Annotated in this window: 4 protein-coding genes; 2 read left to right on the plus strand and 2 right to left on the minus strand. The window is 66.2% G+C overall.

Translation table 11 applies throughout. The features are described 5' to 3' along the window. Positions 1–310: 310 nt before the first annotated feature. Together pbpC and JG739_RS13975 are read right to left on the minus strand one after the other, a co-directional pair. Positions 311–2,416 (minus strand): penicillin-binding protein 1C, encoded by a 2,106-nt coding sequence (pbpC, locus tag JG739_RS13970; protein WP_202366947.1) that lies wholly within the window; start codon positions 2,414–2,416, stop codon positions 311–313. Positions 2,417–2,614: 198 nt separating this feature from the next. After that, a complete protein-coding gene (locus JG739_RS13975; RefSeq protein WP_202366948.1) occupies positions 2,615–8,095 on the minus strand; it encodes an alpha-2-macroglobulin family protein in 5,481 nt (1,826 codons plus the stop codon). A gap of 318 nt (positions 8,096–8,413) precedes the next feature. On the opposite strand from JG739_RS13975, the gene JG739_RS13980 reads away from it, so the two are divergent. Beyond that, entirely contained in the window at positions 8,414–10,342 is a 1,929-nt protein-coding gene (locus JG739_RS13980; RefSeq protein ID WP_202366949.1) for an autotransporter assembly complex protein TamA, read from the plus strand. Further along, positions 10,342–18,258, plus strand: coding sequence for a translocation/assembly module TamB domain-containing protein (locus JG739_RS13985; RefSeq protein WP_244749896.1), 7,917 nt, complete (start codon positions 10,342–10,344; stop codon positions 18,256–18,258). The genes JG739_RS13980 and JG739_RS13985 overlap by 1 nt, the downstream gene beginning before the upstream one ends. Positions 18,259–18,415 lie beyond the last annotated feature (157 nt).

Genomic DNA, 18,415 nt, shown 5'->3' on the forward strand with positions numbered 1-18,415 from the left:
TTTGAAGCAATTTTTCGCTGGCTTTCGCCTTTACAAAGAAATTCCTGCCTCGCAATGCTGGGTGCGGAATCCGGGCACATGAAGCGAGCTTGCGGAAGACGCGCTTCGGTACACCCCCTCTGGCCTGCCGGCCATCTCCCCCGCAAGGGGGAGATCAGATCTCACTTCGACCTTCGCCAATCTCCGACATTGCAGAATGAGCGGAGCGCCGAAGCTGCCAATCTCCCCCCTTGCGGGGGAGATGGCCGGCAGGCCAGAGGGGGGTGCCTCGGAACAGGCATGGGTATCCTGCTATCCCCTTTGGCGCCGCCTATTCAACGAACACTTTCACGCTGGCCGCACGCCCGGCCGCGTCGATCACGGTCAGGGTCGAATAGCCGGCGCCGTCCGGCTGCCAGGTCGCGGTGCGCCGCCGGTCGAGGCCGACCAGCGGCTTGCCGTTGGCCAGCCAGCGGAACGGGGCGCGGCCGCCTTGCAGCTTCAGCACCAGTGGCGCGGCCTCAGCGGCGGTGGCGCCGAGATCGACGCGGGCGCCGTCGGGCGGAAATATAATCGTCGGTGCGGGCTCAGTCGGCGTTGCCTGGACCAGGCCGTCGGCGCCAGAACCGAAGCGCGCCAATGTGACCGGCAGATCGTCGCGCCTGGGTCTGGCGACGCCGGCCGGCTGGCCCGGCAGCGGCACGGCAGCCAGGCCGGAGCGGACAAAGCCCTCGAACAGGATCGGTGCGGCCGAGACATAGCCGGACAGGCCGGGCACCGCGCCGGCGTCGGGACGGCCGACCCAGACGCCCAGCACGTAGCGCCCGTCGAAGCCGACCGACCAGGCATCGCGGTAGCCGTAGGAGGTGCCGGTCTTGTAGGCGATGCCGCGCTGGGCGGCGCCCTCGGGCGGCTTGACGCCCGACAATATGTCGGTGATCTGCCAGTTCGCCTGATCGTCGAGGATTGTAGCGGTCGAGCGCTCGGCATTCGCCGGCTCGGTGCCGTCATGCAGCGTGTGTGCCTTGCCGCCATTGGCGAGCCCGGCATAGAGCTGGACAAGGTCGCGCAGCGTCACGCCGACGCCGCCAAGGCCGATGGCGAGACCCGGCGCCTGGTTGACGGGCAGGATGGGCGTGACACCGGCCTGCCGGAAGCGCGCGAGCAGCCGCGCCGGCCCGACCGCGTCGAGCACACTGATCGCCGGCACGTTCAGCGACAGCTGCAGCGCCTGCCTGATGCTGACGTCGCCCTGATAGCCCATGTCGAAATTCTTCGGCCGATAGCCGGAGAAATCCGTCGGCCTGTCGTCGATCAGCGTTTCCTGCGCCAGCAATCCCTGCTCGAAGGCGAGCCCGTAGATGAACGGTTTTAGCGTTGAACCGGGCGAGCGGACGATCCGGGTCATATCGATCCAGCCGGAGCGACTGGCGTCGAAATAGTCGGCAGAGCCGACTTCGCCGAGGATGTCGCCGGTGCGGGCGTCGGCCAGCACCATGGCGACGGACAGGCGGGGGCCGAGTCTGGTTGCGGCATGCCGGGCCACCTGTTCCAGCCCTTCCTGGACGCTCTTGCGGATCGTCAGTCTGAGCTTCTGGCCCGTGACGGCCCTGGGCAGCACTGCATAAGCGGCGTGGGCGGCAAGCGCCGGCAGCGGACGGCGGATGGCGGGAACGTCGTCGAGCGCGGCACGTGCGGCCTCGCGCTCGCCGAGCAGGCCTGACGCGACCATGCGCGTCAGCACCCGGTCGCGGGCGGCGTGGGCGATTGAAAGGTTGCGGTCGGGCCGGCGCTTTTCGGGCAGTTGCGGCAGCGCGACGAGCAGCGCCGCCTCCGAGACGGTCAGCCGCTTCGGCTCCTTGCCGAAATAGGCCAGCGAGGCGGCGCGCACGCCTTCGAGATTGCCGCCGTAGGGCGCCAGCGTCAGATAGCGTTCGAGGATCTCGCGCTTGCTGAGCCGCCGCTCGATCTGCAGGGCGCGCAGCAGCTGCTTGAGCTTGGACCCGAGGCTGCGGCTGTCGCGCGGTTCGCTCAGCCGGGCGAGCTGCATCGACAGCGTCGAGCCACCGGAGACGATACGGCCATTGGTCAGGAACTGGCCGGCGGCGCGGGCCAGCGCCAGCACGTCGACGCCTCGATGGTCCCAGAAGCGCTTGTCCTCGTAAGTCACCAGCATGTCGACGAACTGTCTGTCGACCTGATCGAGGCGGGTGTCGAGCCGCCAATAGCCGTCCGGCGTGGCAAAGGCCCGCAACAGCTGGCCGTGGCGGTCCTCAACTTCGGTCGATACCGTCAGCGCCGCCGGCAGCGGCGGCGGAAACGCGCGGTCGAGCTGCCAAAGGGTGGCGGCGGCGAGCGCGACGAAGCCGGCGAGGGAGGCGGCGGCGATGGCCGAGCGGCGCAAAATTTTTCGGGAAAGCACGGTGCCGCCCCTCATCCGCCTGCCGGCACCTTCTCCCCGTATAGAGACGGGGAGAAGTGGGCTGTCATGGCCCACGGCGGCTCTTCTGCAGCGTTCGAGATTGGCGAAAACTTTGGCGCAGGCCTCTTTCTCCCCGTCTCTATACGGGGAGAAATGCCCGGCAGGGCAATGAGGGGCAGCGCCATCGCCATGTTCCTGTTCGCCATCTTTGCCTTACGGCGCCTTGACCTCCATCATGCCGGTCGCGGTGCGGGCCGAATATTGCGGCCGGTACATGTCCTCGACGGTTGCCGCCGGGTGGGCATAGGTGCCCGGCGTCACCGCACGAACGACATAGGCGAGCGTGATGTTGCGGTCGCCTTCGCCGTCGTTCGGATTGAAAGCCGCGACGAAACGGTCGTCGCGGAATTCGAGATGGGCGGCGTCGGTCTGGGCCAGCCAGGAGAAATTCGACAACTGGGCGCTGGAAACCAGGCCCGGATTGTCGATCTCGAAGCCGGCCGGCAGCAGATCGGTGATCACCAGCCGCGACGGCCATTTGTTCTGCTCGTAGATATTGAGCACCACGACGTACCGTTCGTTCTGGGTCGCCTGCGTGACATTGGCTTCGGTGCCCTCGAGCTTGTAGTAGGTGCGGCCGATGGTGAAGCCGTCGCCGCTGGCCGGTAGCGGCTGGATCGGCGAGGCCACCGTGGTGACGACCGCCTGCAACGGGTTGCTGCCGGTGTTGGCGACGGTCAGCGTACTGTCGGCAATGTCGCTGCCGGCGATCTGGTCCGAATAGGCGCCGGCATGCGGCGCGCCATTGATGGTCAGCGCGATCGCATCATTGCCGGCCTTCAGGGCACGTGCCGCCAGCAGCATCCAGGACTCGTCCTGCGTGCTGGTCCATCTGACGGCGGCGCGTTCCTGCGTCACCCGCTTGATCAGCGCCGGCACGATCGTCGGCACCGGCTTGGATTCGGCGGCAAGCGCCAGCATCGCCGCGCCGTCACGCAGCGGCGAGCCATAATCGGACCTGTAGTAGTCGTATGCCGAGGTCGAATGGGCCAGTTGCAGGGCGGCCTGGAAGGTGGCTTCCGAGCGTTGCGTGTCGCCATAGAGCGCCAGGCCCGCCGCCAATTGGGCGACGGCCATCGGGCTGGTAAAGGCTTCGAGCTGGGTGTCGGCGTAGTAGCGCAGATCGCCGATCGAGGCCTTCTTGTTGCGGGCCAGAACATAGAGCGCATAGGCGATCTCGCTGCCGCGATCCTTGACGTCCTGGTCATAGCCGATCGCGTTTTGCAGATTGCTCAGCGCCTGGTTCATCGCCAGCGCCGGCACGTCGTATTTCTGCTCGCGCGCCCGGGTCAGGAAGTCGGTGACATAGGCGTCGAGCCACAGGTCGCCGGAGCCCGGACCCCACAGGCCAAAGCTGCCGGCCGAGGCCTGATAGCTCAGCACCTTGTAGATGGCGTCCTGGATGCGGCCGTGCAGGTCGGCGTCGCTGGCCATGCCGACCCCCGATGCCATCTCATTGACATAGAGCAGCGGCATGGCGCGGCTGGTGGTCTGCTCGGCGCAGCCATAGGGGTAGCGGTCGAGCGTCATCAGCAGCGACGGCACGTCGAAGGCCGCCGCCTGTGAAACGCCGACGCTGACCGACGCACCGTCGAGCAGGCTTGCCGCCAGCAGCTCCTTGTCGACGCGCAGCGACCCGCCTTTGCCCTTGAGGTCGACCACCATGCGGGTGGTCACCGGCAATTGCGCCGGGCGCACCGGCACATGGAGCGTCTGCTCGACAGCGGTGCCATCGGCATGGGCGAGCTTGATGGTGATCGAGGCGTTGCCCGGCGTCTCAGCGATCAGCGGCACGGTCAGCGTCTGCCGCTTGCCTTTGGCCAGCGTCAGCTTCTCGGGCAGGGCGGCATTGCCGGTCGAAAGATCGCCTGTGGTGTCGATCGACAGCGCATAGTCGCCCTCCGGACCATCGGCGTCGGTGACATCGAGCCGCATGACGGCCGAATCGCCGGGCGCCAGGAAGCGCGGCAGGCCGGCAGTGATCACCACAGGATCGCGCACAATCACGTCGGACTGGGCATGGCCGACCCCGTCCTCGGTCCAGGCGACGGCCATGACGCGCACAGTGCCGTTGAACTGCGGGATGTCGAAGTCGATCCGCGCCTTGCCGTCGGCGTCGAGCTGGATTGGACCGGAGAAGTAGGCGACCAGCTTTTCGGTCGGCGGGCTGCCTTGCGATTGGATATTGGCGCCGTCGCCGCCGCTGCGCAGCTTGCCGGTCGTGCCCAGCGAGCCGTCGATCAGGCGGCCGTAGAGGTCGCGTACCTCAAGGCCGAGCATGCGCTGGCCGAAGAACCAGGTCTCCGGATCCGGCGCCTTGTAGTTGGTCAGGTTGAGGATGCCGACATCGACGGCCGCGACCATGACATAGGCGTTGGCGCCCGGCTGCACGCCGGCCACCGAAACCGGGATCGACAGCTGCTGGCGCGGCATTGTCGTGTCCGGCGGCGTCAAGCTGACGGCGAGCTTTTTCGAGCCAGGATCGACCTTCAGCCATTTGACGCCGATGGCGCGTGCCGGCATGCGGGTTTCCTGCGCATCACCCGGTCTGAACAGCGTTGCCGTGACATAGGCGCCGGCGCCCCAGTCGTCGCCGACCGGGATGTCGATGGTGCTGCCGCCGGTCGGCACGCTGGCGGTGACGGTTTTCAAGAGCTTGTCGGCGCCGATGGTGACGAGCAGCTCGCCGGCAAAATGCGGCGACACTTTGAGCTTGGCCACTTCGCCCGCCGCATAGTTGTCCTTGTCGAGGGCGATTTCGAGGCCGTCGGGTGTTTCGGTGGTGGTGGCGCTGACATACCAGCCGGCGTCGAATTCGTAGCTGGTCGCCGGGCCTTGCGGGTCAGATGTCTCGATCTCGAGCCGGTAGCGGCCCCAGTCGACCGGCAACGAGACGGTGGCCTCGCCGTCGGCGGTCAGGTCGACCCGGCCGCTGGCCACCGACTTGGTGAAGGTGACCGGCTCATAATTCCAGGAATTGCTGGAGCGGTACCATTGGTAATTCCGTTCGACCTTGACCAGCGACCATTGCGCGCCCTGCAGCGCCTCGCGCTTGCCGTCGGGGTCGACGGCAATCAGGCCGAATTTCGCCGTGCCGCCTTGCGGCACCTCGTCGCCGTCGAAATCCGGGCGGATGCCGATCATCTGGCCCTGCGGCCGGATGGCGATGTTGAGCGAACGTTCGACGGCGCGGCCGCCGGTCTCGCGCATCCTGACCGTAACCTTGGCGTCGACCAGCCTGGTGGTCGAGGGCAACTGGTCGACGGAAACCGGGAAGATCGCCTTGCCGTCGTCGCCGACCACCGGCAGGCCGGCGAACGGGGTGACCGACGGTTCCGCCGACTGCTCGTCGGCGAGGCCGAAGGAATAGTCTTTGAAGCGATCCCAGTCGCGAGTGGTCGACAGCGTCAGCTCGCCTTCGAGCGCCAGCCCGGCGGCCGGCGCGCCATAAAGGAAGCGGCCGTCGACGGTAACGTTGGCGGTCTCGCCCTGCGCGATCTCCTGCTTGTCGGAAGACAGGTCGAACTCGATGCGATCCGGCACGAAATCTTCGACCAGGAACATCTGGCTGGCGACCGCCGCCTGCTTGGGGTCGGTGTGGATCGCCACCGTCCAGGTGCCGCGCATGGCGTTGGGTTCGAGCGGCAGGTCGACGGCATGGCCACCGGCCGATGCGCCGTCGCTGACGATGCGGCGGTTCTCGACGCCATCGGGACGGGTGAAGATGAAGGTCAGCGGCAGGTTCTCGACTGCCTTGGCGGCGCCGTCGCGGGCAAGTGCTGCGACATGGATGTCCTCGCCGGCGCGGTAGATGCCGCGTTCGGTCCAGGCATAGACGTCGAGCGCGCCTGGCGCCGGACGCCCGGTGACGCCGCGATCGGAAAGATCGAAGCCGGCGCGGCCCATGTCGAGGAAGACGAAGTCGCTGTCACCCTGCCTGGCTGTCAGCACGGCCGGCACCATGCCGCCGTCGCCGCGCGTCAATCCGGGGTTGAAGACGGCGCGGCCTTCCGCGTCCGTGGTTGCAGTGCCGAGGATCTCGTTGTTCCTGGCCAGCAGCGTCAGTTCAGCGCCTGATATCGGCTTGGCGGTTCCGAGCGAACGGGCAAAGACGTTCAGCCCGTCCTGCCCGGTATAGGTCGACAGGCCGATATCGGAGACGACGAACCATTGCGTGGCGCGCGAATCATAGTCGTTGTCGTTCTCGTCGACCGGTTGCGCGGTCAGCACATAGACGCCGGGCTTGCGCTGCGGCAGCGCTTCGTCGACCGGGAAGGAGGTGGTGACTTCCTTGTTCAGGTCGTTGGCGATGGCGAGCTGGCCCTGCCACACCGGCTCGCCCATCTGATCGGAAATGTTGGAGATGTCGTAGCCGTCAAGCTGGCGCAGGAACTGATAGCCGGACAGAAGCTGGGTCAGCGAGCGGTCGCCGATGCGATAAAGCTTCATTTCGGCGGCGCTCATGTTGACGGTGACGACCGGGATGCCGCGGCGCGCGCCGGCCGGCAGCACGAAGCTGTCGCCGGTGAAACGGGCGGACGGGGCGCGGTCCTGCACATAGATCGACAGCACCACCGGGGTGGAGATCACCTCGCCGATGGCGGCCGGCAGGCCGGGGCGGAAGGTCACGTCGTAATGCTGGCCGTGCTCGAGCCCTTCGACGCAGATCTGTTTGTCCTTGGCCTCGACGCCTTTGGGGGTGGCGTTGTCGACGGTGACGAATTGCGCGTAGTCGACGCCGGTCTTGACCAGGTCTTCTGAAAACTGCGCGCAGATGCGTGGCGCGCTGGTGTCGGCGTCGACCGTGTGATCGACGACGCGGAAGCCCTTGCGCGCCTTGAGGTCCTGATAGGCGGCGGTGACCCAGGGCGAACTGACCAGCGCGAGGCTCGCTTCGTAGGCCTGCAGGGCCGGCCGAGCGAGGTCGCGGCGATCGAGCCCGTCGCCAAGCAGTGCCAGCGCTTCGGCGCGCGTTTTTGTGGTGCGCAGCAATTTGTAGGCGTTGAAGCCGGCGGAGGTGGCGTTCGCCGGCAGGGTCGACGCCTCGGCGCTGTTGGCGGTCGGCTGCACGGCAAGCGTTTCCCGCGCCAGTTCAAGCCAGAGTTGGCCATCGTCGGGCAATACCGAAACCAAAGCCTCGTATTTTTGAACCGCCAAGCGGTGGTCGCCGGCCTGCGACGCCTGCTTGGCCGCCTCCCGCAGCGCCGTCAGCCCTTCGGTGGGCTTGGTGTAGGCCGGGCCGGTGAGCCTGCTGCGGTATTGCTGGGCCTGATCGGCCATCCAGGCGGGGAAGAAGGCGAGTTCCGGCGGCGCGCCGATATCGGGGTCGCCTTCGACGTTGACGATCTTGCCGGCGACGGCGCCCTTGAAGGGTTTCAGCGTGTTATAGTCGGATTTGAGAAAACACCATTTGGCCTTGGGGTTGTAGGTGAAGGCGCGGCAGGCGGGATCGCCGAGACATGTCGTCGTGCACTGGTCGAGGCTGACATTCTGGTCGGATCTGAGATCGAAGCCGAAATAATCGGAATTGTCCGATGTCACCACCCGGCGCGCCTCAGTCGCTTGCGCGACGCTGCCCCAGGCAAAAAAGAGAAGAAAAAGAACCGACAGACCACGAGCCGCGCGCATTGCCATGACACCCCTCCGGACACTGCTTACGTTACGTCCACGTTACGTCCAGACATGTTCAAGCTTCGGTCCAGCTTGTCAACACGAGGACGCGGCAGGTTCCCGCCTGCCAACGGTTTCCTTTCCGGCCGATGACCGGTAGTACCTCGATAGGACAGGGATCACGCTTTCTTGCGGCGACGCAGAAGGTGTGAATTCCAAGCCCTGTCCGTTTCGGACAATTGGATTTGTGGCAACTGGATTGTGGCTTTGGATTGTGGCCCGTTTACGAGCAATTCAGAACTTCATTCCAATTTTAGCTTTGGCCGCTAGTGTAGAGTTGTAATGTCGGCGTATGAAAGGCAGATTTCGGGAGGAACCGCGCCACGGCGCGTGGTTTCGCTCGCCTTGCTTTCCGCCTTGCTATGCTCGACTGCTCTGATTGGCGCGAGCGGAAATGCGGCCGCTTTCGAGATCTTCGGCATCAAGCTGTGGGGATCGTCGGAGGATGAAGATGCCGACATCGTCGATCCGCTGCGCTATGCAGTGACCATCGAGGCGCCCGACGCCGACGAGGATCTCGCCGAGAAGCTCGAAAACGCCTCGGCGCTGAAGGACGACGAAGAACGTCCGGTCTCCGGTTCGCTTGGCCTGCTGGCCAAGGCGCGCGGCGACCGCGATCAGCTTGTCGCCGCCCTTTATGCGGACGCCCGCTACGAGGGCGTCGTCACCATTACCATCGAGGGCAAGCGGCTCGACGATTTGCCGCCCGACGCCGAATTCTCGGGTCCGCAGCCGATTCCGGTGGTGATCAACATTGCCGCCGGGCCGAAGTTCACGCTTGGCGACATCAGGCTGGAGGGCGATGCGGCGGGGCTGTCGGGCGCCGATTTCGGCCTGATCGCCGGCGGCGATGCCGGTTCCGGCGCCGTGCTCAAGGCCGAGGCGTCGATCGTGCGGGCGCTCAAGGAGCAAGGCAGGCCGCTGGCCAAGGCGACCGAGCGCGAGATCGTTGCCGATCACGCCACCTCGACGCTCGACGTGACGCTGACTGTAGCCGCCGGGCCGTTTGCCGGCTACGGCGACACCACGGTCGAAGGCACCGAGAAGGTCGACCGCGATTTCACCGAATACATGACCGGCCTGAAGCGCGGCCGCCAATATTCGCCTGAAGAGGTCGACGAGGCGCGCGACCGGCTGCTCGGGCTGGAGGTCTTCAACAGCGTGACGCTGAAGGAGGCCGACAGTCTCGACGTCGACGGCAACATCCCGATCGGCGTCGAGGTGAGCGAGCGCAAGCCGCGCTATTTCGGCCTTGGCGGCACCTTCTCCAACACCGAGGGGCTCGGCCTCGAAGGCTATTGGGGTCACCGCAATCTGTTTGGCCGTGCCGAAAAACTGCGCATCGAGGGTGAAATCAGCGGCATCGGCAGCAACGAACTGACCGAGCTGAACTACAATGCCGGCATCATGTTCGAAAAGCCGGGCGTGGTCGGGCCGGCGTCTAAATTCTTCGCCGGCGCCAACACCGTGCTGGAGCATCCCGACGCCTACGACCGTTTCTCGGTCAAGGGCAACACCGGCCTGTCGTATGACCTCGACAGGCAGCAGACGGTTTCAGCGGAAGTCGCGCTCGATTATTCGAAGATCACCGATTCCTTCGGCAAGCACACTTTTCTGATCGCCAGCATCCCGCTGCGCTATGTCTTCGACAACCGCGACAACCGGCTCAACCCGACGACCGGATTCAGGGCGCTGGCCTATGCCGAGCCGAGCTACGACATCTTGAACGGTGCGGCCTTCGTCAAGCTGAGGGGCGAAGGATCGGCCTATCAGGCGCTCGACGCGGCCTCGAAGTTCGTCCTGGCCGAACGCGTCGCCATCGGCTCGATCATCGGCGCCGGGCTTCAGGATGTTCCGGCCGACCGGCGCTTCTATTCCGGCGGCGGCGGCTCGGTGCGCGGTTATGCCTATCAGGGCATCGGTCCGAAGGACGCCGACGGAGAGCCGATCGGCGGGCTGTCCTTGTTCGAGACCTCGATCGAGATGCGCATCGCCATCACCGACACGATCGGCGTCGTGCCGTTCGTCGATGCCGGCACCGTCTCGACCGATCAATTCCCGGATTTTTCTGGCATGAAGGTCGGCGCCGGCGTCGGCTTGCGCTATATTACGCCGTTCGGACCGTTGCGCATCGATGCGGCGGTGCCGCTCAACCGGGATCCCGACGACCCGGATTTCGGCATCTATGCCGGTATCGGCCAGGCGTTTTGATGACGATGTTCAAGCGCGTCCTTCGCATTGCCCTTTACACGCTGCTCGTCCTGGTGGCGGCGGTGGTCGGTGCGCTCGTCGTGCTGACCAAGACCGAGCGCGGCCGCGCCAATCTCGCCGGCATCATCTCGACCGTGGCGTCGAGCGATGACCGGAAGGTCACGGTCAGCGGCATCGACGGCATCTGGTCCGGCGCGCTGACGGTCGACCATGTGGTGCTGGAGGATCGCCAGGGCGCCTGGCTGGTGGCGCGAAAGGTGGCCGTCGACTGGTCGCCGCTGGCGCTTCTGTCGAAAAACTTCAGCGCAGGCCGCGTCGCCGCCGATCGCATTGAGCTGGCGCGGCTGCCGGTGGCCGGCACGCAGCCGAGCCAGGCTGGCGCCACCACGCTGCCGGTGTCGCTCGACATCAGGCAGATCGACCTGCCGGAAATCGCGCTCGGGCAGGCGCTGGCCGGCAGCGGTATCGCCGAGCTCGCCGCCAGGGGATCGTTCAAGGCCGACGCGGCGCCATTGGCGCTCGAAACCAGCCTCAACATCACGCGCCGCGACGGCAGGCAAGGCAAGGTCGACGCCAATATCCATTTCGCGCCTGCCGACAACAAGCTGAACCTCGATCTGAAGGCATCGGAGCCGGCCGGCGGCATCATCGCCAATCTGCTCAAATTGCCCGATGCGCCGGCGGTGAACATCGTCGTCACCGGCACCGGGCCGGTCGCCAACTGGAGCGGCATCGGTACCTTCGTCGTCGACGGCCAGATCGTCGCCCAGCTCACCGGTCGCCACCAGGTCACCGACAAGGGCAACTATGTCGAGGCCAAGGGCGACGGCGACTTCCAGCGCTTCTTGCCCGACAATCTGAAATCCTTGTTTGCCGGCAAGACCAGCTTCGACCTGGCCGGAACCGCGATCGTGACGGGCGGCGTCGAGGTCGAGCGCGCCAACATCGACAGCGATGCCGTGCATGGCACCGCTGCGGGCATCATCGACCCCAACGGCGCCAGCGACCTTTCGGTGGACCTCGCCGCCAAAGGTCCGCCAATCGTGCTCAGCCTCGGCGCTGCGGCACAGCCGGTGACCGTCGCGATCACCGGCGCCACGGCCCGCGCGTTCGGCGGTGGCAAGGCGCCGATAGTCGACATCGGCGCGTCCCTGGTCTCGGTGGTGGCGGGCGGCACCCGGGTGGACGATCTGGTGGCCGAAATCCATTCCGACGGCTTCGACATCCAGGACCGCAGCGGACCGGTCACCATCAAGCTGATCGCCGGCGGCCTGAACACCGACGTGGCGACGCTGGCGCCGCTGGTGACCGGCAGGGTCACCGCGGACCTCGCCGGGTCGGTCAGCACGGACGAGATCGTCGTCGATCAAGGCACGCTGCGCAGCGATGCGCTCAATGCTTCGGTGACGTCCAAGGTGACTCTGGCCGATCTGGCGATGACGCTCAAGATGAATGCCGATGCCGTCTCGACTGCGCTGCCGCCGCAGATCCGCCCGGTTCTCGGCGAGCGCGTGACATTCTCGGCGACCGCGACCCGCGACCCGCAAGGCTTGTTTGCCGCCAATGCGCTGCAACTCAATTCGGGCTCGCTCAGCGCCAGCGGCACCGCCAGCGCGACCGGCACCGACATCCAGGCCGACATCAGAGGCACGCTCGGCGACGTTTCGGTGCTGTCGCCGATGGTCGGCGTACCGGTCGGCGGGGGCGTCAATTTCGCGCTGGCGGCGAGCGGCGCGCGCTCGGCGCCGGATTTCTCGGTCTCGGCCGACAGCGACAGCCTGACCGCGTCGGGCCGCACGGTCAAAACCATCAAGCTGACTGCGACGGGCAAGGCCGACATCGTCAATCCCGCTGCCGATGTCGCACTGACCGGGTCGGTCGACGACCAGCCGCTCGATCTCAGGGCATCTTTGGTGACGCATGACGGAACGCGTTCCCTCAACGGGCTTAGCCTATCGCTGGCCGACAACAAGGTCTCGGGCGATCTCGTGCTCGACGACAGCTTGCTGCCGCTCGGCACGCTTACACTCGAAGCGCCTGATATCGGCCCGCTGGCCGCGCTTGCCGGGCAGACGGCGGCCGGCGACGTGCAGGGCAGCATCCGCCTCTCGAATGATGGTGGCGCGCCGACGGTAGCCATCGATATGACGAGCGGGTCTATTTCGCGTGGCGATCTGGCGGCGAAGACCATCGCCGTCAACGCGCTGGTCGCCAACTATCTCAAGGCACCGGCGATCTCCGGCACGATCAAGGCCGATACGGTCACATCAGGCGCCACAGTGATCAGCGGCATCGGTGTCGATTTGAAGCGCGACGGCGACTGGACCGGGTTTTCCGGCGGCGCCACCGTCGCCGGCATTCCGGCCACCGCCGAAGGCAGGGTGAAGATCGCGGACGGCACGACAAGGATCGAGATCGCCTCCGGCGACGCGACCATTCGCGGCATCAGGGCGGCGATCGCGCAGCCGTCGAGCTTAAGCGTCGCCAATGGCACCGCAAGCATCGAGAAGCTGATGCTCGATGTCGGCGGCGGATCGGTGGCCTTGTCCGGCACCGCCGGCCAGACGCTCGACCTTGCGGCGGAGTTTTCCGCGCTGCCGGCCGCCCTGGCCAACGATTTTTCAGCCGGCCTCGACGCCGCGGGCACGCTCGGTGGAACAGCGCAAGTGACGGGACCGTCGGCAGCCCCTGACATTCGTTTCGATGCGCAGCTCAGCGGCGCCGAGACCAGCCAGACCCGCCAGGCGGGGCTCGGGCCGCTCAACCTCGATGCGGCAGGCAGCTTCTCCTCCACCGGCGGCGTCGCCATCGACCGCGCGACGCTTTCAGGAGACAAGATTTCCGGCAAGGCTGCCGGCACCATCAATCCGAACGGCGCCAGCGATTTTTCGCTCGACTTGGCCTCGACCGGCCCGAGCCTGCCGCTGGCGCTTGGCAGCACCGAAAGCCCGATCAAGCTCGAGCTGCAGGCGCTTTCGGTGGAGGTCGCGGGGCAGGGCATGCAATCGACGCTGAATATCTCCGCGACACTGCCGTCGGCAGCCACCAACCTCGCCAAGGCCGAAGGCATCGCGCTTGCGCTCCATTCCGACGCCTTCGATCTGAAGGGCCGGGCAGGGCCGATCTCCGGCACGGTGACGGCGGACAAGATCGGCCTGGACAATCCGACCATCGCGCCGCTGCTCGCCGGAAAGATCACTGCCAAGGTCGCCGGCGATCTCGCTACCGACACCATCGTCATCGACAGCGGCTCAGTGACGAGCGAGGTACTGGACAGCGGCTTTAATGGAAGGGTCTCCCTGGCCGATGGCGCCATCGATCTCAACCTCAGGGCGGTTGCAGCTTCCGCAGCACTGCCGGCGGCAGCGCGCGGCGTGCTCGCCGAGCGGACGCAGCTCAGCGCTGCACTGAAGCGCGAGGCCAACGGCAATGTTATCGCCAACGCCATCAGGCTGGTATCAGGTGCATTCAGCGCCGACGGGCAGGCCAGCCTCGCCGACAACAAGGTCAGCGCCGACGTCAAGGGCGCGCTGGCCGACATCTCGCTTCTGTCCGGGGATGCCAAGGGCGCCATCACGTTCGCGCTGAACGCGCAGGGCGCTGTTACAGCGCCGGACCTGTCGCTGACGGTCGACAGCGAGCGGCTTTCGGTGGCGGCGCGAGAAATCACCGGGCTAAAGCTCACCGCGACGGGGAAGGGCGACATCGCCAGCCCGGCGGCCGATATCTCGCTCACCGGATCCGTCAATGACGAGCCACTCGATTTCAAGGCGTCGCTGGTAACGCGCCAGGGAAAGCGGTCCATAAACGGACTAAGCCTGTCATTGGGCGACAACAAAGTCTCGGGCGACCTTGCTCTCGACGATCGATTCCTGCCGCTCGGCACGGTGGCGCTGGATCTAACCGATATCAGTCCGCTCGCAGCCCTGGCGCTGGAAAAAGCTAACGGCGACGTGCGCGGCACGATCGCCTTCTCGAAGACCGGCAATGCGCCTGAGGTCACAGTCAAGGCTTCGACGGCTTCGATTACACGCGGCGACGTTTCGGCGAACACGGTGACCATCGACGCATCGATCGCCAACTATCTCGCGGCACCGGCGATCTCCGGAAAAATCCGTGCCGACAGCGTCACCTCCGGCGGCACCGTCATTCGTGGCATCGACGTCGATCTCACCCGCGACGGCGACTGGACAGGCTTTTCCGGCGGCGCCACTGTCAAGGACATTCCGGCCAGGGCCGAAGGCAGGGTGAAGATCGCGGACGGCACGACAAGCATCGAGATCGCCTCCGGCGAGGCGACCATTCGCGGCATCAAGGCAGGGATCGCGCAGCCGTCGAGCTTAAGCATCGCCAATGGCACCGCAAGCATCGAGAAGCTGATGCTCGATATCGGCGGCGGATCGGTGGCCGTGTCCGGCACTGCCGGCCAGACGCTCGACCTTGCGGCAGAGTTTTCCGCACTGCCGGCCGCCCTGGCCAATGATTTTTCACCCGGCCTCGACGCCGCGGGCAGGCTCGGTGGAACGGCGCAAGTGACGGGACCATCGGCAGCCCCAGACATTCGTTTTGATGCGCAGCTCAGCGGCGCCGAGACCAGCCAGACCCGCCAGGCGGGGCTTGGGCCGCTCAACCTCGATGCGGCAGGCAGCTTCTCCTCCACCGGCGGCGTCGCCATCGACCGCGCGACGCTTTCAGGAGACAAGATTTCCGGCAAGGCTGCCGGCACCATCAATCCGAACGGCGCCAGCGATTTTTCGCTCGACCTCGCTTCGACCGGCCCGAGCCTGCCGCTGGCGCTCGGCAGCACCGAAAGCCCGATCAAGCTCGAGCTGCGGGCGCTTTCGGTAAAGGCTGCAGGGCAGGGCACGCAGCCGCGGCTCGACATTTCCGCTGTTCTGCCTTCGGTCGCCACGAAATTCAGCGATGTCGAGGGGCTCACGCTGGCATTGCACTCGGACGCTTTCGACGTGAAGAGCCGGACCGGGCCGGTCTCCGGCACGGTAACGGCAAACAAGATCGGCCTGGACAATCCGACCATAGCGCCGCTGCTCGCCGGCAAGATCACGGCACAAGTCGCCGGCAGCCTGGCGACTGATGGCATTGTCATCGACAGCGGGTCGGTGAGAGGCGACGCGCTGAACACCGGCTTCAATGGAAGGATCTCGCTGGGCGATGGCGCCATCGACCTCAACCTCAAGACCGACGCCGTTTCCGCGGCGCTGCCGGCGGCAGCGCGCGGCGTCCTTGCGCAGCGGACGGAACTCAGTGCCGCGCTGAAGCGCGACGCCAATGGCAATGTCACCGCCAATGCCATCAGGCTGGTGTCCGGCGCGCTGACCGCCGACGGGCAGGCCAGCCTTGCCGACAACAAGCTCACCGTCGACATCAAGGGCGCACTGGCCGACATCTCGCTGCTGTCCGGGGACGCCAACGGCGCCATCACCTTCGCGCTGAACGCGCAAGGCGCCAGCACCGCGCCCGAGCTGTCGCTGACGGTCAACAGCGACCGGCTTTCGGTTGCCGAACGTGAGATCACCGGACTGAGCCTCACCGCCACCGGCAAGGCCGATGCCGCCAACCCGGCGGCCAATGTCCAACTGACCGGAAATGTCGCGGGCCAGCCCCTGCAAGGCAGCGCCGTGCTGGCGACATCCGACGGCAAGCGCGCCATCGACGGGCTTTTGCTGTCACTCGGCAAGAACCGGATATCAGGCGACCTGGCGCTTGACGAGGCTTTCGTGCCTGAAGGCTCCGTGGCGCTCGACCTGCCTGACATCGGACCGCTGGCAGCGCTGGCGCTGGAAAAGGCGGAAGGCGACGTGCGCGGCACGATCGTGTTCTCGAAGACCGGCAATGCGCCTGAGGTCACCGTCAAGGCTTCGACGGCTTCGATTGCAAGCGGCGATGTTTCGGCGAAGACGGTGACCATCGATGCATCGATCGCCAACTATCTCGCGGCACCGGTGATCTCCGGAAAAATCCGTGCCGACAGCGTCACCTCCGGCGGCACCGTCATTCGCGGCATCGATGTCGATCTGACCCGCGACGGCGACTGGACCGGCTTTTCCGGCGGCGCCACCGTAAAGGACATTCCGGCCAGGGCGGCCGGCCGCGTCAGGCTCGCCAATGGCACGACGACGGTCGAGCTCGCCTCCGGCCAGGCGACCATGCGCGGCATCAAGGCGGCGATCGCCCAGACCTCGACCATCACCATCGCCAACGGCACCACCAGCCTGGACAGGCTCGCACTCAACCTCGGCGGCGGCACGGCGACGGTTTCGGGCAAGGTCGGGGAGGCGCTCAATCTCAACGCGACGCTGGCGCGGGTGCCGATGTCGCTCGCCAACAGTTTCTCGCCCGGCCTCGATGCCGCCGGCTCGATCTCGGGCACGGTGAAGGTGACGGGCGCGCCGGCCAATCCGGCCGTCGCCTTCAAGGTCGACGCCGCAGGCGTCCAGACGTCGCAGACCCGCGGCGCCGGTTTCGGCGGCATGGGCGTTTCGTCCTCCGGCACGTTTTCCGGTAACAGACTGAGCTTCGAGGCCAATATGAGCGATGCCGCCGGCCTCGGCCTCAAGGGCGGCGGCACGATGACGACATCAGGCACGCCCACCCTTGATCTCGACTTTTCCGGCAAGGTGCCGTTCGCCTTCCTGACCCGGACGCTGGCCGCGCAAGGCCTGTCGTTGAACGGCACGGCCGACGTCAATTTGAAGGTGCGCGGCCCGGCGACGGCGCCGGTGATCTCAGGCACGGTCCGCACGTCGGGTGCCCGCCTGATCGATGCACGCTCGGGACTTGCGATCAACGACATCACCGCCGATGTGGCGATCGGCGATGGCGTCGCCAGGATCAACCGCCTGACCGGCAATTTGTCGACGCGCGGCAGCCTGTCGGCCAGCGGCACGGTCGGCATCAATCCGGCGCAGGGCTTTCCGGCCGACCTGTCGGTCAAGCTCGTCGACGGCCGCTACACCGACGGCAGGGTGGTCACCGCCAATCTCGGCGGCGACCTGACCATCAAGGGGCCACTCGCGTCGGCGCCGGTGATCTCGGGTACGATCAACCTGGCCAAGACCGTCATCACCGTTCCCGAAAAGCTGCCGGGCTCGCTGGCGGCGCTCAACGTCAGGCACAAGAACGCACCGGCCGCCGTGCGCGCGCAGGACAAGGCGCTGCGCCCGGCGACGGCGAGCAGCAGCAGCGGCGGCGGCGGCCTCAACCTCGATGTCACGGTCAACGCGCCCAGCCAGATCTTCATCCAGGGCAGGGGGGTCGATGCCGAGCTTGGCGGTTCGCTGCGGCTGACCGGCCCAGCATCGTCGCCGCAAGCGGTCGGCACCTTTGACTTGCAGCGCGGTCGGCTGTCGATCCTGGCCAAGCGGCTGACCTTCACCGAAGGCACGGTCGGCTTTTCGGGGTCGCTGGTACCTTATCTCAATCTCACGGCGACATCGACGACGAGCAGCACCACCGTCACCATCGTGGTGTCGGGCGAGGCGACCAATCCGAAATTCAACTTCTCGTCGGTGCCGGCGCTGCCGGAAGACGAGGTCCTGGCGCAACTGATTTTCGGCCGCTCGATGTCGAACCTGTCGCCGCTGCAGATCGCCCAGCTTGCCGAAGCCGCCGCGCAACTGGCCGGTATCGGCGGCTCGACCTCGCTGCTCCAGAACCTGCGCAGCGCCATCGGCGTCGACGATCTCGACGTCATCACCGACGAGGAGGGCGGCACTGCGGTCTCGGCAGGCAAATATCTCAACGACCGCACCTATGTGACGATCCAGAAGGGCGACAAGCCGGGTTCGGGCAAGGCGGCGATCGATCTCGACGTCGGCCGCGGCGTCAAATTGCGCGGCGAGGCGACAGACGCCGGCGAAGCCAAGGGCGGCGTTTTCTACGAGCGCGAGTACTAAGCCGGCCGACGCGCATGTTGCCGAAATCGGAAGCGATTTTCAGATAAAGCGCGTCGCGTTAGGCCAGCCTCATGCGACGCGCTTTAGATTAGTTGTTGTTCATGCATGTCGTTGTCGCAAAACCGCTGCACAGTTTTGCGCGACTAGCTATGGCTCT

This window comes from Mesorhizobium sp. L-2-11 (assembly GCF_016756595.1).
Taxonomy (GTDB): Bacteria; Pseudomonadota; Alphaproteobacteria; order Rhizobiales; family Rhizobiaceae; genus Mesorhizobium.